The sequence below is a fragment of the Streptomyces yunnanensis genome (assembly GCF_029011865.1).
GTDB lineage: Bacteria > Actinomycetota > Actinomycetes > Streptomycetales > Streptomycetaceae > Streptomyces > Streptomyces yunnanensis.
Genome location: NZ_CP095749.1, coordinates 2,486,034 through 2,506,296 on the forward strand (window position 1 = coordinate 2,486,034; position 20,263 = coordinate 2,506,296).

Annotated in this window: 20 protein-coding genes; 9 read left to right on the plus strand and 11 right to left on the minus strand. The window is 71.7% G+C overall.

Annotated features, from left to right (window positions below; all coding sequences use genetic code 11):
* Positions 1–39: 39 nt before the first annotated feature.
* Together MOV08_RS10920 and MOV08_RS10925 are read right to left on the minus strand one after the other, a co-directional pair.
* The gene (locus tag MOV08_RS10920) at positions 40–1,548 is read right to left on the minus strand and encodes a YfcC family protein (protein WP_039631629.1); all 1,509 of its coding nucleotides are present in this window, start codon (positions 1,546–1,548) and stop codon (positions 40–42) included.
* On the minus strand, positions 1,545–2,867 hold the full coding sequence (locus MOV08_RS10925) for a M20/M25/M40 family metallo-hydrolase (RefSeq protein WP_275311755.1): 1,323 nt from the start codon (positions 2,865–2,867) through the stop codon (positions 1,545–1,547). Before MOV08_RS10925 ends, MOV08_RS10920 begins: the two co-directional genes overlap by 4 nt.
* Before the next feature lie 248 nt (positions 2,868–3,115).
* Between MOV08_RS10925 and MOV08_RS10930 the strand changes: the two genes are divergently transcribed.
* On the plus strand, positions 3,116–3,754 hold the full coding sequence (locus MOV08_RS10930; RefSeq protein WP_275307276.1) for a TetR/AcrR family transcriptional regulator: 639 nt from the start codon (positions 3,116–3,118) through the stop codon (positions 3,752–3,754).
* Between the two features lie 187 nt (positions 3,755–3,941).
* Positions 3,942–4,808 carry a chitosanase gene (locus MOV08_RS10935; RefSeq protein WP_275307278.1) on the plus strand — a complete coding sequence of 289 codons (867 nt, stop codon included), beginning with the start codon at positions 3,942–3,944 and terminating at the stop codon, positions 4,806–4,808.
* Between the two features lie 79 nt (positions 4,809–4,887).
* On the opposite strand, the gene MOV08_RS10940 is transcribed toward MOV08_RS10935, so the two are convergent.
* The 8 genes from MOV08_RS10940 to MOV08_RS10975 all read right to left on the minus strand — a co-directional run bounded on the left by MOV08_RS10940 (position 4,888) and on the right by MOV08_RS10975 (position 12,275).
* A complete protein-coding gene (locus MOV08_RS10940) occupies positions 4,888–6,366 on the minus strand; it encodes a nucleobase:cation symporter-2 family protein (protein WP_275307279.1) in 1,479 nt (492 codons plus the stop codon).
* A gap of 276 nt (positions 6,367–6,642) precedes the next feature.
* Positions 6,643–8,049 (minus strand): 8-oxoguanine deaminase, encoded by a 1,407-nt coding sequence (locus tag MOV08_RS10945; protein WP_039631639.1) that lies wholly within the window; start codon positions 8,047–8,049, stop codon positions 6,643–6,645.
* A 45-nt stretch (positions 8,050–8,094) separates the two neighbouring features.
* Entirely contained in the window at positions 8,095–9,498 is a 1,404-nt protein-coding gene (locus MOV08_RS10950) for a nucleobase:cation symporter-2 family protein (protein ID WP_052286684.1), read from the minus strand.
* Between the two features lie 81 nt (positions 9,499–9,579).
* The gene (gene pucL, locus MOV08_RS10955; protein ID WP_039631643.1) at positions 9,580–10,512 is read right to left on the minus strand and encodes a factor-independent urate hydroxylase; all 933 of its coding nucleotides are present in this window, start codon (positions 10,510–10,512) and stop codon (positions 9,580–9,582) included.
* Positions 10,513–10,519: 7 nt separating this feature from the next.
* Positions 10,520–10,933, minus strand: a complete 414-nt coding sequence (gene uraH, locus MOV08_RS10960) for a hydroxyisourate hydrolase (RefSeq protein ID WP_039631645.1) — start codon at positions 10,931–10,933, stop codon at positions 10,520–10,522.
* Complete coding sequence (uraD, locus tag MOV08_RS10965) at positions 10,930–11,442, minus strand: 2-oxo-4-hydroxy-4-carboxy-5-ureidoimidazoline decarboxylase (protein WP_039631647.1); 513 nt, start codon at positions 11,440–11,442, stop codon at positions 10,930–10,932. The genes uraH and uraD overlap by 4 nt, the downstream gene beginning before the upstream one ends.
* A 171-nt stretch (positions 11,443–11,613) precedes the next feature.
* On the minus strand, positions 11,614–11,994 hold the full coding sequence (locus MOV08_RS10970) for a helix-turn-helix domain-containing protein (RefSeq protein WP_189861759.1): 381 nt from the start codon (positions 11,992–11,994) through the stop codon (positions 11,614–11,616).
* Entirely contained in the window at positions 11,991–12,275 is a 285-nt protein-coding gene (locus MOV08_RS10975) for a thiamine-binding protein (RefSeq protein WP_039631650.1), read from the minus strand. Before MOV08_RS10975 ends, MOV08_RS10970 begins: the two co-directional genes overlap by 4 nt.
* 136 nt (positions 12,276–12,411) lie before the next feature.
* Here MOV08_RS10975 and MOV08_RS10980 point away from each other — a divergent pair, with 136 nt between their 5' ends.
* From MOV08_RS10980 to MOV08_RS11010, 7 genes are all read left to right on the plus strand, one after another.
* Entirely contained in the window at positions 12,412–13,251 is an 840-nt protein-coding gene (locus MOV08_RS10980) for a TIM barrel protein (protein WP_275307281.1), read from the plus strand.
* A 105-nt stretch (positions 13,252–13,356) separates the two neighbouring features.
* Positions 13,357–14,253 (plus strand): 2-hydroxy-3-oxopropionate reductase, encoded by an 897-nt coding sequence (locus MOV08_RS10985; RefSeq protein WP_275306568.1) that lies wholly within the window; start codon positions 13,357–13,359, stop codon positions 14,251–14,253.
* Positions 14,254–14,263: 10 nt separating this feature from the next.
* The gene (locus MOV08_RS10990) at positions 14,264–15,475 is read left to right on the plus strand and encodes a thiamine pyrophosphate-binding protein (RefSeq protein ID WP_275307283.1); all 1,212 of its coding nucleotides are present in this window, start codon (positions 14,264–14,266) and stop codon (positions 15,473–15,475) included.
* Positions 15,476–15,693: 218 nt separating this feature from the next.
* Entirely contained in the window at positions 15,694–17,151 is a 1,458-nt protein-coding gene (locus tag MOV08_RS10995; RefSeq protein WP_039631655.1) for a catalase, read from the plus strand.
* Between the two features lie 500 nt (positions 17,152–17,651).
* Positions 17,652–18,413, plus strand: coding sequence for a hypothetical protein (locus MOV08_RS11000; RefSeq protein WP_275311756.1), 762 nt, complete (start codon positions 17,652–17,654; stop codon positions 18,411–18,413).
* 100 nt (positions 18,414–18,513) lie between these two features.
* Complete coding sequence (locus MOV08_RS11005) at positions 18,514–19,035, plus strand: GNAT family N-acetyltransferase (RefSeq protein ID WP_039631657.1); 522 nt, start codon at positions 18,514–18,516, stop codon at positions 19,033–19,035.
* 47 nt (positions 19,036–19,082) lie between these two features.
* Positions 19,083–19,460 (plus strand): MmcQ/YjbR family DNA-binding protein, encoded by a 378-nt coding sequence (locus tag MOV08_RS11010; RefSeq protein ID WP_039631658.1) that lies wholly within the window; start codon positions 19,083–19,085, stop codon positions 19,458–19,460.
* 120 nt (positions 19,461–19,580) lie between these two features.
* Here the strand turns inward: MOV08_RS11010 and MOV08_RS11015 are convergent, their stop codons facing one another.
* Positions 19,581–20,258 carry a hypothetical protein gene (locus MOV08_RS11015; RefSeq protein ID WP_275307284.1) on the minus strand — a complete coding sequence of 226 codons (678 nt, stop codon included), beginning with the start codon at positions 20,256–20,258 and terminating at the stop codon, positions 19,581–19,583.
* Between the last annotated feature and the right edge of the window lie 5 nt (positions 20,259–20,263).

A 20,263-nucleotide genomic window follows, 5' to 3' on the forward strand; every position in this document is an offset into this window, starting at 1 on the left:
TGACCGGCGCGGGCGCCCTGCGTGCCGCGCCCGACCTTGTCACGTCACCGCCGCCCCCAATGCCACGAAGGTGCAGATCAGGAGGAAGAGGAGGGCGAGGAGGGGGGCGGCGAAGCGGAGGTAGGTGTCGTAGCCGACCTTGGCGAGGGAGACGCCGCCCATGATGACGGCGGTGGTGGGGACCCAGAGGTTCATCCAGCCGCTGGCGGCCTGCCAGGCGGTGACGACGACCGGGCGGGTGACGCCGGCGAAGTCGGCGAGCGGGGCGAGGATCGGCATGGCGAGGGTGGCGTGCCCCGAGGTGGAGGGGATCAGGAAGGCCAGGGGGAGGTTGACGATGAAGACGATGACGCCGAAGAGCGCCGAGGGGGTGCCGGAGACCACGCCCTCGATGGAGTGCAGCACGGTGTCGGTGACCCTGGCGTTGTTCATGATGACCGTGACGCCGCGGGCGAGGACGATGACCAGGGCGGGCGAGATGAAGTCGGCGGCGCCCTGGACGAAGGTCGCGGACAGCCGCTGTTCGCCCATCCTCGCCAGCAGGCCGATCAGTACCGCACCGACCAGGAACATCGCCGCCAACTGCGGGAAGGACCAGCCGAGTTCCCAGGCGTAGGGGGGTGCGTCGGCGCGGCCGGTGAGGGCGCCGGACCACGGGATCACCGAGAAGATCATGAAGGCGAAGAGCAGGGCGACGGCGACCAGGACCGTCTTGTGGAGGGTGGTGAGCGGGGGCGGCTCGGGGACGTCCGGGGCGGTCTGGGCGTGCTCGCGGTCGCCGGGCAGGAAGCCGCAGAGCGAGCGGTCGGGGTCGGCGCGCACCCGGCGTGCGTAGCGGATGACGTAGGCGATGGTGGTGGCGGTCAGCACCAGCCACATCGCGACGCGGAGTCCGATGCCGTCGCCGAGGGAGATCTCGGCGGCCGAGGAGGCGACGCCGGTGGCGAACGGGTTGACGGTGGAGCACAGGACGCCGATGCCGGCGCCGAGGATGATCGCGCCGGTGGCCACCAGGCGGTCGAAGCCGAGCGCGAGCATCAGGGGGACGATCAGGCCGTAGAAGCCCAGGGTCTCCTCGGCGAAGCCCTCGACGGTGCCGAGGAGGGAGAAGACGGCCATGACGCCGGCGATGAGGAGCGCGCCGCGGTCGCGCAGCCGGTGGGCGAGGCGGCCGATGCCGCGGTCCAGGGCGCCGGTGGCGAAGACGACGGTGATGAAGGCGCCGATGGCGAGCACGAAGAGGAAGACGCCGGCGCTCCCGTACAGTTCGCCGGTCAGGTCCGGGCCCACCAGGCCGGTGCGGGCGTCCTTGATGCCGTAGAGGCCGTTGACCGGGGAGAGGAAGAGGTCGCCGAGCCGCTCGGGGAAGGTCCGGCCGGACGGGGTGCGGTGGTAGGAGCCCTGGAGGGGGCGGCCGGCGGCGTTGCGGGCGTAGGTGCCGGAGGGCAGCACGAAGGCCAGCGCCCAGATGACGATCGTGACGAGGACGAGGACGGTGAGGGCGCTGGGGAAGGTGAAGCGGCGCCGCTCCTGCGCCTCCGGCGTCACGCCGCGCCCCGGGGCCGGTGCGCGGCGGCGTACTCGGCGAAGAAGAGGGCCTCGGCGAGCAGCGCCCCGCGGAATTCGGAGCGCAGCATCCGTTCGTTGGGGGCGTGCATGCGGCAGAGGCTGTCCGCGGCGCCGAAGAGCAGGATCTCGGCCTGCGGCACCGCCGCGGCCAGGCCGTTGACCAGGGGGACCGATCCGCCAGCCGCCGCGTCGACGGGCTCGGCGCCCCAGGCGCGGCGCAGCGCGGTGCGGGCGGCGCGGTAGGCGGGGCCGTCGGTGCCGGCCTCGTAGCCGGGGCCGGTGTCGCCGGGGGTGACGGTGAGCGGGATGCCGAACGGGCGCAGCCGCCGCAGGTGGCGGACGAGGGCGTCCTGGGCCTCCTGGGGGTCCTGCCGGGGATGGACGCGGAGGTTGAGCTTGGCGCGGGCGTGCGGGACGACGGCGGCGGCGCCGCGGTCCGCGGAGGGCGCGTCCAGGCCGACGACGGTGAGCGCGGGGCCGCTCCACAGCCGCTCGCCGAGCCCGCCGGAACCGAGCAGCGGGGTGCCGTCGGGCACGCCGGCCCGTGCGCGGAAGTCGTCCTCCGCAAGGGCCGTGCCGTGCCACGGTTCGCGCCGCAGGCCCTCCACCGCGACGTCGCCGTGCAGATCGTGGAGGGTGGCCAGCGCCTTGACGAGGACGAGCAGGGCGTCCGGGGCGGCGCCGCCGTACTGGCCGCTGTGGACCGCGGAATCGAGCGTGCGGACGTCCACGAAGACGTCGACGCTGCCGCGGAGGGCGGTGGTGAGGGTGGGGGTGCCGGGGCGGATGTTCCCGGTGTCGGCGATGATCATCGCGTCGCAGGCGAACGCCGTGGGGTCGGTGGGCGGGTAGCCGTCGAAGGCGCTGCCGTACTCCTCCTGCCCCTCGAAGACGATCTTGATGCCGACGGGCGGCCGTCCGCGCCACGCCCGGAGGGCGCCGAGGTGGACCATCAGGTTGACCTTGTCGTCGGCGATGCCGCGGGCGCGGATGCCGCCCTCGATGCGGGTGGGCTCGAACGGCGGGGAATCCCAGAGGTGTTCGTCGGCCGCCGGCTGGACGTCGTAGTGCGCGTAGAGGAGGACGGTGGGGGCGTCCGGGGTGGGCGGGGGGAGGGTGGCGGTGACGACGGGGGCGGTGCGGGGGAGGTTCAGTTCGCCGATGTCGGTGACGCCGGCGGCCCTGAGCAGTTCGACGACGAGGTCGCGGGCCTGGAGGACGGGTTCGGGCGAGAAGCCGGGGAAGGCGATGGAGGGGACGGCGGCGAGCCGTTCGAGATCGGCGCAGAGGTCGTCCATCAGGCCGTCGACGGTGGTTTCCAGCGCCGAGGCCGTCCCTGACGCGTGGGCTCCGTGGGGCACCGCGGGCCCCCTCTCTGCGGCGCCCGACCGCGCGGGCGCACACGTTGAATACCTGTCACTTTCGTGCGCAATACAGCATATCGGGCATACCGCCGGCGGCCGCGGCAGCGACGTCGATGCCGCGTCAGCCGCCACGACACCCGAGGGAATCGCACTACTATGGGCGTAGTAACGGAGTTGTAAGGGTGGGTGGAGCGTTGGCGCGGCGGCGGGACCAGGTGCTGGACGCGGCGGTCGAGGTACTGGGGGCCGAGGGGGCCCGGCGGCTGACGTACCAGGCCGTGGACCGGGCCGCGGGGGTGCCGACGGGGACCACGTCCAACTACTTCCGCAACCGGGCCGCGCTGGTCGACGGCATCGCCGAGCATCTGCTGGCGCTGGAGCGGCGGGAGTGGGCGGCGCTGACGGCGGGGCCGGCGCCGGTCGGCCCCGGCGAACTGGCCGCGGCGATGGCCGCCTTCGCCCGGCACGCCGCGGGGCCCGGGCGCGCGCGCACGGCCGCCCGATGGGCGCTGCTGCTGGAGTCCGCGGTGCGCCCCGGGCTGCGGGCGCCGCTCGGGCGGGGGCGGCAGGCGGTGCTGGAGCGGAGCACCGAGTGGGTGCGCCGGCTGGGCTCCGGGGCGCCGGAGCGGCACGGGCGGATCCTGGTGGACCACCTGGAAGGGGTGGTGATGCGCCAACTGGCCTTCCCCGAGGGCGCGTTCGACCCGGCGGAGGAGATCCGGGCACTGGTGGGCGGGTTGCTGGCCGGCCCGGAGGGCGGAGCGCGGAGCGAAGTGCGGGGCGAAGTACAGGGCGACGCGACGGGCGGGAACGCCGACTGACGGGGCGGTCGACGGCGGAAGGCGGCGGTCGGCGGGGCCCGGAGCGGGGGTGGGGCGCTCGGCCAACTGGGCGCGGCGGGCGGCACGTTGGGGCGCGCGACGGCTATGCGGCACCCCCGGAGTCTGGTAGGAAAGTTTCCTAACGATTGGGGAACCCCCCACGGCACACTCCGGACAGGAGGACTCCATGCGCTCCCGATCGATAGCCAGGACCGCCACCCGCGTCACGCTCGGCCTGGCACTGCTCGCCGTCCCCGCGACCGCGGTCGCCGCCACCACTGCGCCGGCCGGCCGGGCGGCAGCCCCGGCCCCGGCCCACGCCGCACCCCACACCGCGCGGGCCGCCGTCGGGCTGGACGACCCGGCGAAGAAGGAGATCGCCATGCAGCTGGTGTCCAGCGCGGAGAACTCCTCGCTGGACTGGAAGGCCCAGTACGCGTACATCGAGGACATCGGTGACGGCCGCGGCTACACCGGCGGCATCATCGGCTTCACCTCCGGCACCCACGACATGCTGGAGCTGGTCGAGCTCTACACCAAGCGCAAGCCCGACAACGTCCTGGCCCCGTACCTGCCGGCGCTGCGCACGGTGGACGGCAGCGACTCGCACGAGGGTCTGGACCCGAACTACCCGAAGGACTGGCGGAAGGCCGCCCAGGACCCGGTCTTCCGGAAAGCGCAGGACGACGAGCGGGACCGGGTGTACTTCAACCCGGCGGTCGAGCAGGGGAAGGCCGACGGGCTCGGCGTGCTGGGGCAGTTCGCGTACTACGACGCGATCGTGATGCACGGCGACGGCGACGAGCGCACCAGCTTCTCCAACATCCGCAAGCGGGCGCTGGCGAAGGCCGAGCCGCCGGCCCGGGGCGGCGACGAGAAGACCTACCTGGGCGCCTTCCTCGACGCCCGGGTCTGGGCGATGCAGCAGGAGGAGGCGCACGGCGACACCAGCCGGGTGGACACCGAGCAGCGGGTGTTCCTGGAGCGGGGGAACCTGGACCTGCGCACTCCGCTGGACTGGAAGGTCTACGGGGACAGCTACCACATCGGCTGAGCCCCGGGGGAAAGCCCAACGGCCCGTAGGGAGGCGGCGGTTGCCGTTTCCGTACGGGCCGTTGCGAAGGGGGCGGGCCTCAGTGGGTGGGCGAGGTGGCGGTCTCGCCGTCGTCCATGCGGCCGCGGTCGGGCTGCCGGGGTACCTCCGGGGCGCCGGCCGGGGCGTGCGGATCAGCGACGTGCGGATCGGGGGCGTGCGGATCGGCCGGGGCGGACGGGGCCTTCGAACCGAAGTGGTTGAAGGCGAGGTTGAGGACGATGGCGACCAGGCAGCCGGTGCTGATGCCGGAGTCCAGGACGACCAGCAGGTCCTTGGGGAAGTTGTGGTAGAACTCCGGCGCCGCGATCGGGATCAGGCCGATGCCGAGGGCGGCGGCGACGATCAGCGAGTTCTCGCCCTTCTCCATGGCGGCGGTGGCCAGCGTCTGGACACCGCTGGCGGCGACCGAGCCGAAGAGGACGATGCCGGCGCCGCCGAGGACCGGCAGCGGGACGAGGGAGATGATCGAGGCGGCGACCGGGCACAGCCCGAGCACGACCAGGATCGCCCCGCTGGTGGCCACGACGAAGCGGCTGCGGACCTTGGTCATCGCGACCAGGCCGATGTTCTGGGCGAAGGCGCTGTTGGCGAAGCCGTTGAACAGCGGGCTGACGGCGGTGCCGAGGGTGTCGGCGCGCAGACCGCCCTCGATGGTGCGTTCGTCCGCCGGCCGGCCCACGATCTTGCCGAGCGCGAGCATGTCGGCGGTGGACTCGGTCATGCAGACCAGCATGACGATGCACATCGAGATGATGGCCGCGACGTCGAACTGCGGGGCGCCGAAGTGGAACGGCGTCGGGAAGCCGATCAGACTCGCCCTGGTCAGCGCCGAGAAGTCGGTGAGGCCGACCGGGATCGCGACCAGCGTGCCGGCGACCAGGCCGAGCAGGATGGCGATCTGCTGGAGGAAGCCGCGCAGCACCCGGCGCAGCACCAGCACGATCAGGAAGGTGGCCGCGGCCATCCCGATGTTCTTCAACGAGCCGTAGTTCGCGGCCTGTTCGTTGCCGCCCTGGGACCAGCGGAAGGCCACCGGGAGCAGCGAGACACCGATCAGGGTGATGACGGTGCCGGTGACCACCGGGGGGAAGAAGCGGACGAGTTTCGAGAAGTAGGGCGCGAGCAGGAAGCCGAGGACGCCGGCGACGATGACCGCGCCGAAGATGATCGGCAGCGCGTCGTGCGGGCTGTGCTCCTTGGCGATGGCGACCATGGGGGTGACACCGGCGAAGGAGACGCCGTTGACGAAGGGGAGCTTGGCTCCGACCTTCCAGAAGCCCAGGGTCTGGAGCAGGGTGGCGATGCCCGCGGTGAAGAGGCTGGCCCCCATCAGGAACGCGGTCTCGGTGGGGCTGAGCCCGCAGGCGGGTCCCACGATCATCGGCGGGGCCACCACGCCCGCGTACATGGCGGCTACATGCTGTAGGCCGCTGGTGAACATTTTGAAGGGCGGGAGGGTTTCGTCGACCGGATGCTTCCGGTCCACCTCCGACTTCTGCCCGGTAGGTGCGGCCACTGCGGGCCTCCTGTCGATTTCTGCTCCGCCGGAAGCCGGCGGTGCGAGCCTGTCACGGAGGGCGTGCCATGTGGTGCGGGGTGCCGAAGTCGCGCTGGTGAGCGTGCGAAGGCCGCGCTTGTGGCGCATGGGCGGCTTGTGTGGGGGCGACCGGCCCGGGGGTGCGGGAATCCGCACCCCCGGGTCACGGCGCTTGCGGACCCCGCTCGGGTCCGCAAGCTCAGCCGGGAGCCGTCCCTCCCGGCCGAGTCTTGGGGGTGTGCCGCGTCCGGGGGATCAGCCCTCGGCCGCGATACGGGCCAGACGCTGGGCCTCGGCCCGCGTGGAGCGGGCGATGGCGTCCTCGTCGATGTTGGTGAGGTGGTTGTCCTCGACCACCGGCTTGCCGTCGACCAGCGACAGCGTGACCGGGGCGGCCGGCCCGAAGACCAGGGCGGTCACCGGGTCGGCGATCGAGGAGTGGCCCAGCCCGTCGAGCTTCCACAGGACCAGGTCGGCGAGCTTGCCCGGCTCCAGAGAGCCGATCTCGCCGGTCCGGCCGAGGACCTGGGCGCCGCCGTAGGTGCCGAGCCGCAGCGCCTTGCGGGCGTTGAGGGCGGCTTCGCGGTGGGCGCCGAGGCGGTTGATGAGCAGCGCGTTGCGCAGCTCGGTGTGGAGTTCGCCGGACTCGTTGGAGGCGGTGCCGTCCACGCCGAGGCCGACCGGAACGCCGGCGGCCAGCATGTCCGGTACGCGGGCGATGCCGGCGGCCAGGCGGGCGTTGGACGACGGGCAGTGCGCCACGCCGGTCTTGGTGCGGGCGAAGGCGGCGATGTCGGAGTCGTTCATGTGGACGCAGTGCGCCATCCACACGTCCTCGCCGAGCCAGCCGGTGGACTCGAAGTAGTCGGTCGGGCCCATGCCGAACAGCTCGTGGCAGAACTTCTCCTCCTCCACCGTCTCCGAGCCGTGGGTGTGCATCCGCACGCCCTTGCGGCGGGCGAGCGCGGCGCCCTCCCGGAGGAGTTCGGTGGAGATGGAGAACGGCGAGCAGGGGGCCGCCGCGATGTGCACCATCGAGCCGAACGAGGCGTCGTGGTGCGCCTCGATGGCCTCCTCGGTGCCGATCAGGGCGCCCTCGGTGGTCTCGACGGCGAAGTCCGGGGGCAGGCCGCCGTCCTTCTCGCTGCGGTCCATCGAACCGCGGGCCAGGGTGATCCGGGCGCCGATGTCGGCGACCGCGGCCAGCTCGGCGCCCACGAGGTCCCCGGACCCCTGCGGGAAGACGTAGTGGTGGTCGGAGGCGGTGGTGACACCGCCCTTGACCATCATGCCGAGCGAGCCGTGGGTGGCCGCGGTGAGCATCTCGGCGTCGATCCGGGCCCAGGTCGGGTAGAGCGCGACCAGCCAGTTGAAGAGGTTGTGGTCGGTGGCCAGGCCACGGGTGATCCACTGGTAGAAGTGGTGATGGGTGTTGATCAGGCCCGGGGTGACCAGGTGACCGGTGGCGTCGATGCGGCGGACGACGTTCGCCAGGCCCTCGGGGGCCTTGCCGGCGCCGAGGGACTCGATGACGTTGTCGGCGACGACGAGGTGGCCGCTGGCGTACTCGGTGTCGTCGGCGTCGACGGTCGCGATGGCACAGTTCTCGATGACGATGCGCTGCTTCACCGCGCTGTCAGGGGATGCCGGTGCTGGTGCCATGGTGCTTTCCTCGTTCTTTCAGTGGCGGTTGGGCACGGCATGGCCCTAGGGGATTTGAGTGCCGGAGCCGGGCGAGGCGGCTGACAGTACCGCTGCCCGTGACGTGCCCCGGGTGCCGAGATGGTGGAAGAACAGGTTGAGCGCGACCGCGACCAGGGCTCCGGCGCTGATCCCGGAGCCGAGCACGGTCTGTGCCCAGGCGGGGAACCCGGCGTAGAAGGTCGGCGCGGCGAGCGGGATGATTCCCGCGCCGAGCGACACGGCCACCAGGATGATGTTGGAGCTGTCATCGAGTCCGGCTTCGGAGAGCGTGCGGATGCCACTGACCGCGATCGATCCGAACAGGACGATACCCGCGCCGCCGAGGACCGGCATCGGCACCAGCGAGACCACGGCGCCCAGGACGGGGAAGGCGCCGAGGACCAGCAGCACCGCACCGGCCAGCGCGACGACATAGCGGCTGCGGACCCGGGTCAGCGAGACGACGCCGACGTTCTGCGCGAAGGCGCTGGTCGGGAAGCCTCCGAAGATCGGGCCGAGGAGGGTCGCGATGCCGTCGGTGCGCAGGCCGCGGGTGATGGTGGTGCCGGTGGTCCTCCGGTCGCAGATCTCGCCGAGGGCGAGCATCCCGGCCGACGACTCCGTCATCAGCACCAGCATCACGATGCACAGGGAGAGGATGGCGGCGGGCTGGAACTCCGGCGGGCCGAAGGCGAAGGGCGTGGGCAGCGCGGCGATCGGGGCCGAGCGCAGCCCGTCGGTGCTGGCCATCCCGAACGGGATCGCGGCCAGGGTGCCGACGACCAGGCCGATCAGCAGCGCGATCTGCTTGACGAAGCCCTTGGTGAAGCGCTGGATGAGCAGCACCACGAGGAGGGTGAAGCCGGCCAGCGCGAGGTTCTTCATGGAGCCGAAGTCGGCGGCGCCCTTGTCGCCGCCCTGTGCCCAGCCGACCGGTACGGGCATCAACGTGACCCCGATGAGGGTGATCACGACGCCGGTGACCAGCGGCGGGAAGAAACGCAGGAGTTTCCCGAAGAACGGGCCGATCGCCAGGCAGAACACCCCGGCACACATCACTGCCCCGTAGATGGCGGGGAGTTGGTGGCCCTTGGCGGTGGTCTCGGCGATGGCGAGCATCGGGGTGATGCCGGCGGAGCTGGCCGCGTTGACGAACGGGAGGCGGTTGCCGGCGAAGGTGCGGATGCCGAGCGTCTGCAGCAGGGTCGCCAGGCCGGCGATGAGCAGGCTGGCGGCGATCAGCCGGGTCCGGCCTGCGGTGTCCAGACCGACGGCCTGGCCGATGATGAGCGGAGGGGTGACGACGCCGGCGTACATCGCCGCGATGTGCTGGAGGGCGGCAGGGACGAGCCGTCTGACGGCCGGCTTCTCATCCACCGGGTGAACCGGTGGGGCTGGGTGGTGCGGGGCTTGCTCTTGCAGTGCCATGGGTCGTTCCCCTCGGAAATCGCGTCCCCTCCCCGCTGCGGGGTGGGGAGGGGACGCGAGGCACGGCGTTGCGTCGAGCCGCTAGAGGTTCGTCAGATCCATCGGGATCCGGGCTTCGACACCGTCGCGCAGAACAGTGGCTTCGATCAGGCCGTACGGGCGGTCCGCCGCGTAGTAGACGGCCCCCTCGGCGGTATCGTTCTTGAGCCCGAAGGGCTCCAGGTCCACGAGGAAGTGGTGCTTGTTCGGGAGCGAGAAGCGGATCTCGTCCACCTCGGACCTGTTGTTGATGATGCGCGACCCCATCTGGTACAGGGTCTGCTGGAGCGAGAGGCTGTAGGTCTCCGCGAAAGCCTGCAGCATGTGCTTCTTGACCTGCTCGTACGAACGCTCCCAGTTGGGCATCCGCTGCTCGTCGGACGTCCAGTTGAAGCGCCAGCGGCTGGCGACCTGCGTGGCCAGGATGCGGTCGTACGCCTCCTTCAGCGTCGTGTACTGGTCCTTGATGTACCCCCAGAACTCCGAGTTGGTGGAGTTCATCACGATCAGATCCTTCAGGCCGGAGATGACCTGCCAGTTCTCACCGTCGTAGGTGATCTCGGTCAGGCGGACCTCCTGGCCCTTGCGGACGAACGAGTGCTTGACCTCGTCCGCGCCGATGAAGCGCGAGTTGCCGTCCGAGGTCTCGATGCGCTCCCAGGCGTACTCCTCGATCCGGATCCGGGCCCGCTTGATCGGCTCCTGGCTGGAGACGAAGTGCCGGGCCAGGTGGATGCCGAACTGCTCGGCCGACTCGATCCCGTACTCCTTGGCGAAGGCGTACACGGTGTTCTTGGTCGTGTCGGTGGGCAGGCAGTTGGCGTTCGAGCCGGAGAGGTGGACCTCTTCCAGGTCGCCGGAGAGGGCTACCGAGACGTTGAGGTCCTTGATGTGGTGGGTGTCGCCGTCGCGGGTGATCTTGACAACGCGGTTCTCCGCTTTGCCGTACTGGTTCTGGCCGAGAATCGTGGGCATGTCGGTGCTAGCTCCCTCGGTATACGGAGTAGCCGAACGGGTTGAGCAGCAGCGGTACGTGGTAGTGCTCGCCCGGCTGGACGGCAAAGGTGATTGCCACCTCCGGGAAGAAGGCTCCGCTGTCCCGTAGCGCGGGGGCGTCCTGCTGTTCCTCGGCTTGCTGGTTGACGCTGTGCTGACGTGAAGAGAAGTACGCCTCGGTCTCGAAGTCGATGCGTACGTGGGTGGTGCCCTCCGGCAGTGCCGGCAGGTTCTTGCAGCGCCCGTCGACGTCTGTCTTCCCGGCGCCGTGGACGGTCCACGCACCCGCGCTGCCGGAGCGCACCGAGAGCGTGAGGGCGACGCCCTCCGCGGGACGGCCCACGCTGGTGTCCAGGATGTGCGTGGACACCGACGTCGGTGCAGCCGACTCGCTGCTCATGATGGGTCTCCTTCTGCGATGCGGGTCAGGCGGATGCGGTTGATCTTGCCGAGCTCCACACGGACGATCTCGCGTTCCTGTTCCGGCGAGTTGTCGATCCGGTTACGGACCGCATCGCGCATCTGCTCCCCGGTGCGGCCGGAGGCACAGATCAGGAAAACGTGCCCGAACTTCTCCTGGTAGGCCAGGTTCAGTTCGAGCATCTCCGCCTTGAGGTCGTCGGAGGCGCCGGCCATCCCGCTCTGCTCGCGGTTCGAGGTGGGGTCGCCCGGCTTGGGCCGCCCGATGGGCGGGTGCCCGGCCATCGCCTCGGCCAGGTCGTCCGCGCTCAGCTCCGCCATGGCGGCGTCACTGGCGGTGAACAGGGCGTCGGCGGTGGCGTAGGGGCGCTGGGCGAGAACCTTGCTCCCCCAGGCCCGGCTGGCGCACACCTCGTGCAGCGCGGCCTGCGCCTCACTGGCGTCGGCGGTGTTGAACCGGGTAAGCCCTTGGGGCGTGGTCGACGACACGGGAAGCCTCCGTGGCCTGGTGCTGGACAGCTCTGGTTGGCTGGAAACAGCTAAGACCCCCGGCAACATCACGTCAACACTTTGTTGAAAAGTCGGCAACACAAAAGCCGCCACCCGGGGTCTCCGAGTGGCGGCTTCGGCCGCAGGACGGGCAGTTGCGCCCGCTTCGCCTCAGTCGGCGTCCTTCGCGGCGCTTTCCCTGTTCAGGTAGTTGTACACAGTGAAGCGGCTGACACCGAGGGCGCCGGCGACCGTCTCGACCCCGTGCCGGACCGAAAAAGCACCCCGGCTCTCCAATATCCGCACCACCGACTGCTTGGTCCTGCGGTCCAGCTCGGAGAGCGGCATGCCGTGCCGGCGCTCCAGCTCGGCGAGGATGTGATCGAGCGACTCCGAAAGGTGCGGGAGCCGGACGGCCACCCGGTCCTGCCCCTCCCAGGCCAGCACGACGTCGTCCCCGCTGGCCTGATCGGGTGCGACCATCTGGCCACCCATGGCGTCCACCAGCGGCTTGACCGCCCGGACGAAGGGGTGGTCGGCGGGCTCGGTCACGTCGCGTCCCCCTCGCCATCCGCCGCGCCGCCCTGCCGGTCGTCGGCGATCACATTGACCTGGAGGGAGACCCGGGTCGCGCCCGCCTCCAGGGACTGTCGCAGCAGGGCGCCGACCGCGTCCAGCACCCGGTCGGCGTCGCCCTCGGCGGTGTTGCCGAAGGGGCCGACGTCGACGGCGTCCAGCTCGGCACCGGTGACGATCTCCCGCGCCACCACGGCATGGGCCGGCGCCTCGTCCAGGTCGAACGGCTCCGTCGTGAACTCAACTCTCAATCGCACGCGGTTCAACCTACGCGCGCTTCGCCCCGCCGACCAGAAATTGCCCCCGGCCCCCCTTGACAGCCTCCCCGCCCGCCCGGCAGTGTTCCATTACGCAGAAAATAAGTTCCGCTATCCGGAAGGAGCGCCGGGCCTTATGGGTTTCACGGACACGCGCTTCAACGTCAATCTGTCGATCCTGTTCACCGAGCTTCCGTTGTTGGAGCGGCCGGCGGCCGCGCGGGCGGCGGGTTTCACCGCGGTGGAGCTGTGGTGGCCGTGGGTGGACGCCCCGACCCCGGAGCGGTCCGAGCTGGACGCGCTGGGCGATGCGCTGCGTGATGCCGGGACGCAGTTGACGGGTCTGAACTTCTACGCCGGGCAGTTGCCGGGTCCGGATCGTGGTGCGCTGTCGGTTCCGGGGGTGGAGTCGGAGAGGTTCCGGGCGAACGTGCCGGTGGCGATCGCGTTCGCCGCGTCGCTGGGCTGCACCACCTTCAACGCCCTGTACGGCAACCGCGTCGAGGGCACCACGCCTGAGGAGCAGGATGCTCTTGCGCTGGAGAACCTGGCCTTCGCGGCGCGGGCGGTGGGCGAGGTGGACGGCACGCTGCTGATCGAGGCGCTCAACGCGCCGGAGTCGCCGGCGTGTCCGATCGTCTCGGCACCCAAGGCGATCGAGGTGGTCGACGCGGTCAACGCCGCCACCGGGTTGGACAACGCACGGTTCCTGATGGACCTGTACCACCTGTCGATGAACGGCGAGGACCTCGCGGAGGTCATCGACCACTACACGCCCAAGACCGCACACGTGCAGATCGCCGACAACCCCGGCCGCGGCGCGCCCGGCACCGGCTCGCTCCCACTGGAGGAGTTGCTCGGCCGTCTGAAGAAGGCCGGCTACGACGGCTACGTCGGCCTGGAATACAAGCCGGGCGACCGCCCGAGCACCGAGTCCTTCACCTGGCTCCCGGCCCCGCTGCGCGCCGCCCACTGACCGCGGCCCACGCGCCGCCTGTCGCCTGTCGCCTGTCGCCTGTCGCCTGTCGCTGTCTGGCGTTCCCCTCCCCCCTTTACGTTTGCGTGTGAAAGAGGCTTTTCAATGAGTAATCTGCCGAAGATTGCGTGGATCGGGCTGGGCATCATGGGTTCGCCCATGGCCGAGAATCTGATCAAGGCCGGCTACGCGGTGACCGGTTACACCCTGGAAGCCGACAAGCTGGAGCGGCTGGCCGCGGCCGGCGGCACCGCCGCCACCGACATCGCCGCGGCCGTCGCCGACGCCGACGTCATCATCACGATGGTCCCGGCCTCCCCGCACGTCGAGGCCATCGCCTACGGCCCCGACGGCATCCTGGCGAACGCCAAGTCCGGCGCGCTGCTGATCGACATGTCCTCGATCACCCCGCAGACCTCCATCGACCTGGCCAAGAACGCCGCCGAGAAGGGCATCCGGGTCCTGGACGCCCCCGTCTCCGGCGGCGAGGCCGGCGCCATCGAGGCCGTCCTGTCGATCATGGTCGGTGGCCAGCAGGCCGACTTCGACGCCGCCAAGCCGATCCTGGAAGCCCTGGGCAAGACCATCGTGCTGTGCGGCCCGCACGGCGCCGGCCAGACCGTCAAGGCCGCCAACCAGCTCATCGTCGCCGTCAACATCCAAGCCTGCGCCGAAGCCGTGGTCTTCCTGGAGAAGTCCGGCGTCGACCTGCCCGCCGCCCTCGACGTCCTGGCCGGCGGCCTGGCCGGCTCCACCGTCCTTGCCCGCAAGAAGGACAACTTCGCCCACCGCGACTTCAAGCCCGGCTTCCGCATCGACCTGCACCACAAGGACATGGGCATCGTCACCGACGCCGCCCGCACCGTCGGCGCCGCCCTGCCCGTCGGCTCCGTCGTCGCCTCCCTCGTGGCCTCCCTGCGCGCCCAGGGCGACGGCGGCCTGGACCACTCCGCCCTCCTCCGCGGCGTCGAACGCCTCTCCGGATACGACCTCAAGGACTGAGTCCCAGATCATGGGGGCACGTCGCATTCCCGCCGTCCAGGCGGCCGTTGAGATCATGAAGGACGAGGGCGCCGACACCGTCTTCGGCTGCCCCGGCACCGCGCTGCTGCCGCTGTACGCGGCGATGGAGCGGACCGGCGGCATCGCCCACCTGTCCGCGGGCCACGCCGAGGGCGCCGCGCACATGGCCGACGGCTGGGCCAGGACGACCGGGAAGGCCGGCGTGGTCGCGGTGGCTGCCGGGCCCGGGGCGGTCCGGCTGCTCAGCGGGCTCTACGCGGCCCGGCAGGACGCCGTCCCGCTGGTGTGCGTCACCGGCCGGGAGGCGTCCGCGCCGCCCGCCCCCGCCATACCGCTGCGGCACGCGGGGTACCGGCCGCCGGACCTGGTCCGGCTGGCCGGTGCGGTCACCAAGCGTGCCGAGCGGATCGAGGACCCCGCGCGGATCCCGGGCGCTTTCCGTGAGGCGTTCCAGATCGCGCGGGAAGGCCGACCCGGCCCCGTACTGATCGACGTTCCGGCCGATCTGGCCGGGGTGGAGATCATGTGCGGCCCGGGGCCGGTCGCCCCTTCCGCTCCCGGCGCCGGACCGGCACTGGTGGACGGCGTCCGGTCACCGGCGCCGGGGGCGGTACTCCCCCTGTCCGCGCCCGCGGACCCGGCGGGCACCGGGGCCCACTGGGCCCTCGCGGAGCTCGCCGCGCTCTTCGGCGGCGGGTCGTCGGCGGACACCTATGTCGTCAGCGGGCTGCCGGAGGCGAGCGCCTCCCGTCCGGGCACCGCGCGACGGCACCGGGTGCCGCGGCGGAACGGTCCGCCGGGGTGGGAGGTGCCGACCGCGATCGGGGTCCGGAAGGCACTGGACTCCCGGGGCGAGCGGGCGGCGGAGGTCGTGGTGGTCGTCGACGGTCGCGGCTTCCCGCTGACGGCCGGGGAGTTGGCCGCGGCGGCGCAGTACGAAGTGCCGTTCGTGGTGGTGCTGCTCGGCGGCGCCGAGGACGCCGACCCGTTCACGGACCCGGTGAAGCTCGCCGAGGCGTACGGCTGCGCGGGCCGTGACGTGCTCGATCCGGCGGACCTGCGTTCGGCGGTCGAGTGGGCCCGCAAGGAGGCCGTCTCCACCCGGCGGCCGGTCCTGGTGGAGGTCCGGGCCGAGCGCGCGGCGGACGCCTACGACGGTCTGCCCGCGGACCCGGTGCACACCCGCGCGTACGGGACCTGAAGCCCGTCGCGGAGGGGCTTGTCGGGCCCGTGAGATCAAGCTTCCGGGCGGTGGTCGCGCTGACACCTGTCCTGTCGCGCCCAGGCGCGGCCACCGCCCGGAATACCCACCCCTGAGCAAGACAGATTGTTTCAACAAACTGTTGACGTTTGGTCGGAGCGCTTTCTACGCTCCGACATGCGGAAGCCAACTTCCGCGCTCTCGTACGGAAGGTCACCATGTCGAAGCCCACGCTGACGACCGAGTCCGGCGCCCCGGTCGCCGACAACCAGAACTCTTCGACCGCCGGCGTCGGCGGCCCGATCATTCTCCAGGACCAGCACCTGCTGGAGAAGCTCGCGCGCTTCAACCGCGAGCGCATCCCGGAGCGCGTCGTGCACGCCCGTGGCTCCGGTGCGTACGGCTACTTCGAGGTGACCGACGACGTCACCGGCTTCACGCGGGCCGACTTCCTCAACACCGTCGGCAAGCGGACCGAGCTGTTCATCCGCTTCTCGACCGTGGCCGACAGCCTCGGCGGTGCGGACGCCGTCCGGGACCCGCGCGGTTTCGCGGTGAAGTTCTACACCGAAGAGGGCAACTACGACCTCGTCGGCAACAACACCCCGGTGTTCTTCATCAAGGACCCGATCAAGTTCCCGGACTTCATCCACTCGCAGAAGCGCGACCCGTTCACCGGCAAGCAGGAGCCGAACAACGTCTGGGACTTCTGGGCGCACGCCCCCGAGGCCACCCACCAGGTCACCTGGCTCATGGGCGACCGCGGCATCCCGGCCTCCTACCGCCACATGAACGGCTACGGCTCCCACACCTACCAGTGGACCAATGCCGAGGGCGAAGCCTTCTTCGTCAAGTACCACTTCAAGACGAACCAGGGTGTCCGCAGCCTCTCCGCCGACCAGGGCGCCGAGCTCGTCGGCAAGGACGCCAACAGCCACCAGACCGACCTGCTGCAGTCCATCGAGCGGGGCGTGTACCCCTCCTGGACCCTGTACGTGCAGCTCATGCCGGCGGCCGAGGCGGCCAACTACCGCTTCAACCCGTTCGACCTGACCAAGGTGTGGCCGCACTCGGACTACCCGCTCCAGCGGGTCGGCCGGATGGTCCTGGACCGCAACCCCGACAACGTCTTCGCCGAGGTCGAGCAGTCCGCGTTCTCGCCGAACAACTTCGTGCCCGGCATCGGCCCGTCCCCGGACAAGATGCTCCAGGGCCGGCTGTTCGCCTACGCCGACGCGCACCGCTACCGCCTGGGCGTCAACCACACCCAGCTCGCGGTCAACGCCCCCAAGGCGACCAGCGCCAACAACTACGGCCGGGACGGCCTCATGGCGTCCAACGCCTACGACCGCCACGCCAAGAACTACGAGCCCAACTCGTACGACGGTCCGGTCCAGACCGACCAGCCGCTCTCCGCGCCGCTGGCCGTGTCCGGCTACGTCGGCACCCACGCCGCCCCGGCGCACACCAAGGACGACGACTTCTTCCAGGCCGGTGAGCTGTACCGGCTGATGTCCGAGGACGAGAAGAAGCGCCTGGTGGAGAACATCGCCGGCGGTCTCTCCCAGGTCAGCCGCGACGACGTGATCGAGAAGAACCTCGCCCACTTCCACGCCGCCGACCAGGACTACGGCAAGCGCGTCGAGGCGCGCGTCCGCGAGCTGCGCGAGGACTGACGGGAGGTCAGTCACCTTGCGCACCCGTACCGGCCGGCCCGTTGAGGGGTGGTCGGCCGGTACGGGGAAGTAGCGCGGAGCTCCGCGGAGTCCGGGGAGATTCCAGTGCGGTGGCAGGCTCACCCGCCAAGGAGGGTGGGCCGCCTCCCCGCCGCGGAGCCCGCCTGCTGTCCCACCCCGCTGCCCTCCGCAGCACGCCCCCTCTCCACCGACTCCGTCCGACAGTGTGATGTCCCGTCGCGCCCATCTCTCGCACTGTCGGACGGAAACCACGCGCAGGGCCCGGAGTTCGTACGGTCACGGATTCCGGGCCCTGTGCCGTCCCCGCACTCTCCCCCGGTGCAAGCACCGGCTCCACCGGAGCGGCTGACGCCGTGCCCTCTGCTGCGCACCGACCGCCGCCTCTCGGCGCATTCCCGCCCCGGACAGGCACTTTTGGCGAGACCATGGACGGCAAGCAGAGCCGACCGACCGCCTGCCCGACCTGCCTGGAGCCGAACATGGCCGACAGCGTGCCGGTGCGGTGCCCTACGTGCCGCCGCGAGAACGCCTTCACCCCGCCGACCTTCCCCTGCGCCTGCGGTGCACCGCTGACCCTGCCGGTGCTGCGAGGTGGCGTGCCCATCGAGATACTGCACCGCACCTGGGAGGCGTCCTGGGTGGCGGTGCGGTGCGAGGTCTGCGGGCGGCAGGACGCCTGGCCGGCGCCGGAGAGCGGGTGCGCCTGCGGCACGGTGGTCCGGGTGCCGATCACCCCGGCGCCCGCCGCGCCGCCCGCGCCCGAGAGCCCCGCGGGGGAGCGGCCCGGCCCCGCCGCGGCCACCCGCCCGCAGCCGGCGCCGCGGCCGGCCGTCGGGCCGCCGCCGGAGCGGCCGGTGTTCCGCCCGGTGACGATCCGGACGGCACGGGACTGCATCACCGCCGCCGCGCAGTATCTGAAGTGGCTGGGCTTCTCCGACGTCGCCCGGGCCCAGGAACGGACCGCGGCCGGCGTGGACCTGCGCGGCACCGGCGTGGTCGCCCAGGTCGATCCGACGACCCGGGCCACCGCCCTCCGCGACATCGAGTGCGTCTGGCTCAACGGCCTGAGCGACTCCGCGGTCCCGGTCTCCTTCTCGCTGGCCGGCTACGCCCGCGACGCCCGCTCCCGCGCCGACGAACTGCACGTCCCGCTGTTCGTCATGGACCTCACCGGCACCCCGCAGCCGGTCAACGACGCGGCCGACGAGCTGATCAGCAACGGCGGCCGGCCGCCCGGCTGAGCCCGCCGCCCGGCCCGGCACCGGCAACCCTCCCCCATTGCCTTAAGGGCAGGGAAGGTACCCCCGTGCCCCGGGCGTCCCGGGCTGCGACACTGGGCGTATGCCGATCCACGTCCCGGACCCCGCCGACCTGCCCGCCCTGCGCGCCCTGGAGCGCGCCGCCGGAGAGCCGTTCCGAGCGCTCGGCATGGCGTCGATCGCGGACGACGAACCGCCGCCGCTGACTCTGCTGACGGAGTATCAGCGGGCCGGGCGGGCGCTCGCCGCCTACGACTCCGGGCGGCCGGGCGAACCGCCCCACGGCTATCTCCTGTGGGACCGGATCGACGGCTGCGCCCACATCGAGCAGGTCTCCGTCCACCCGGAGCGGGCCCGCCGCGGGGTCGGCCGAGCGCTGATCGACCGGGCCGAGCGGGAGTGCGGGCTGCCCGCGCTGACCCTGACCACCTTCGCCGACGTCCCGTGGAACGCCCCGTACTACACCCGGCTCGGCTTCCGCCCGCTCACCGCGGCCGAGTTGACGCCGGGGCTGCGGGCGGTCCGTGCCCACGAGGCGGAGTTGGGCCTGGACCGCTGGCCCCGGGTGTGCATGCGGCGGGAAGCGGCGGCGCACACGGTTTGACATGACGCCCCGTCAGCACTGTCGGTGGTGCGGGCCATAATGTGCCGGTGATCGATGCGAACGCCCTCCGCGCCGTCTGCCTGGGATTCAACGGCGCGACCGAGGAGAACCCCTTCCCCCGGCACCCGGAGGTCTCGACGTTCAAGGTGGGCGGCAAGATCTTCGCGCTGACGTCGCTGGACGTGGCGCCGCTGACGGTCAGCCTCAAGTGCGACCCCGAGCTGGCCCTGCGGCTGCGCGCGGCGCACCCCGAGGTGGTGCCCGGCTACCACCTCAACAAGCGCCACTGGAACACCGTTTCGCTGACCGGCGACCTCCCCGACCGGATGGTGCGGGAGCTGATCGAGGACTCCTACGACCTGGTCGTCGCCTCGCTGCCGCGCGCCCAGCGGCTCCTGCTGGACTGGCCGGGCGAGCGACGGTAGCCGGGCCTGCCGCCCCCGGTCCCGACACCCGGCGGATGCCCCGCGGTCGGGCCTCCCACCGGGACCGGACCGCGAGCGGCCGGTCAGGAGCGACCGCGGGACATCACGCCGGGCGGGCGGTCAGCCCCGGGGCGGCAGGACGGCGCGGATGCCGCCCTGCGCGGTGGCCGGGGCGACGGTGTCGTAACCGCCGTTCACCGCACCGTTGCCGGCGTACTCGGCGGTGTAGCCGCCGCTGAGCACCTCGGCGCCGGAGCGCGGCCGGTCGGCGTCACAGGATGCCTGGCCGGCGACGTCCGTCCTGGCCACGCACAGCACCTTGCCGGTGGTGTCCTTGAAGGTGATGGTGGCGTTCCAGACGGCGTCCTGCGGACCGGCGGCGCGGGCCCGCACCAGGGTGGCGTGCAGCCCGACGACCTTCAGCGGCTTGGTGGAGAGAGTGGCCTTGCCGGCGGTCAGCCGGGTCGCCATCTCGGGCACCGTGGCGGCCGGTTCGCACAGCCCCCGGCTCCAGTCGAAGAGCCCGCCGGGGACGCAGGTCGCGTGCCCGTCCCGGGTCGCCACGCGGTGGGTGACCGGGTCGCAGCGGTAGAAGCTCGCGGCGCTGTCGGCGTCGACCACGGTCGGCGCCACGGTCGCCGCGTCCTCGCCGCTCGCGCAGCCGGCGGTGAGCACCTCGCGGGTGGGGCCGCCCGGGCTGCCGGGCTGGACGACGTCGGCGTAGGCGGGGGCGGCGAAGCTCCCCAGGGCGGCGGCCACGGCGGCGGCAGTGGTCGCCCAACGTGCGATACGGGTCATGAATG

Bases quoted from the DNA above. Each gene is read 5' to 3' on its own strand.
- MOV08_RS10925 (WP_275311755.1), bottom strand. From the start codon at position 2,867: ATGGACGACCTCTGCGCCGATCTCGAACGGCTCGCCGCCGTCCCCTCC.
- MOV08_RS10935 (WP_275307278.1), top strand. From the start codon at position 3,942: ATGCGCTCCCGATCGATAGCCAGGACCGCCACCCGCGTCACGCTCGGC.
- MOV08_RS10945 (WP_039631639.1), bottom strand. From the start codon at position 8,049: ATGGCACCAGCACCGGCATCCCCTGACAGCGCGGTGAAGCAGCGCATC.
- MOV08_RS10950 (WP_052286684.1), bottom strand. From the start codon at position 9,498: ATGGCACTGCAAGAGCAAGCCCCGCACCACCCAGCCCCACCGGTTCAC.
- pucL (WP_039631643.1), bottom strand. From the start codon at position 10,512: ATGCCCACGATTCTCGGCCAGAACCAGTACGGCAAAGCGGAGAACCGC.
- uraH (WP_039631645.1), bottom strand. From the start codon at position 10,933: ATGAGCAGCGAGTCGGCTGCACCGACGTCGGTGTCCACGCACATCCTG.
- MOV08_RS10980 (WP_275307281.1), top strand. From the start codon at position 12,412: ATGGGTTTCACGGACACGCGCTTCAACGTCAATCTGTCGATCCTGTTC.
- MOV08_RS10985 (WP_275306568.1), top strand. From the start codon at position 13,357: ATGAGTAATCTGCCGAAGATTGCGTGGATCGGGCTGGGCATCATGGGT.
- MOV08_RS10990 (WP_275307283.1), top strand. From the start codon at position 14,264: ATGGGGGCACGTCGCATTCCCGCCGTCCAGGCGGCCGTTGAGATCATG.
- MOV08_RS10995 (WP_039631655.1), top strand. From the start codon at position 15,694: ATGTCGAAGCCCACGCTGACGACCGAGTCCGGCGCCCCGGTCGCCGAC.
- MOV08_RS11000 (WP_275311756.1), top strand. From the start codon at position 17,652: ATGGCCGACAGCGTGCCGGTGCGGTGCCCTACGTGCCGCCGCGAGAAC.
- MOV08_RS11005 (WP_039631657.1), top strand. From the start codon at position 18,514: ATGCCGATCCACGTCCCGGACCCCGCCGACCTGCCCGCCCTGCGCGCC.
- MOV08_RS11015 (WP_275307284.1), bottom strand. From the start codon at position 20,258: ATGACCCGTATCGCACGTTGGGCGACCACTGCCGCCGCCGTGGCCGCC.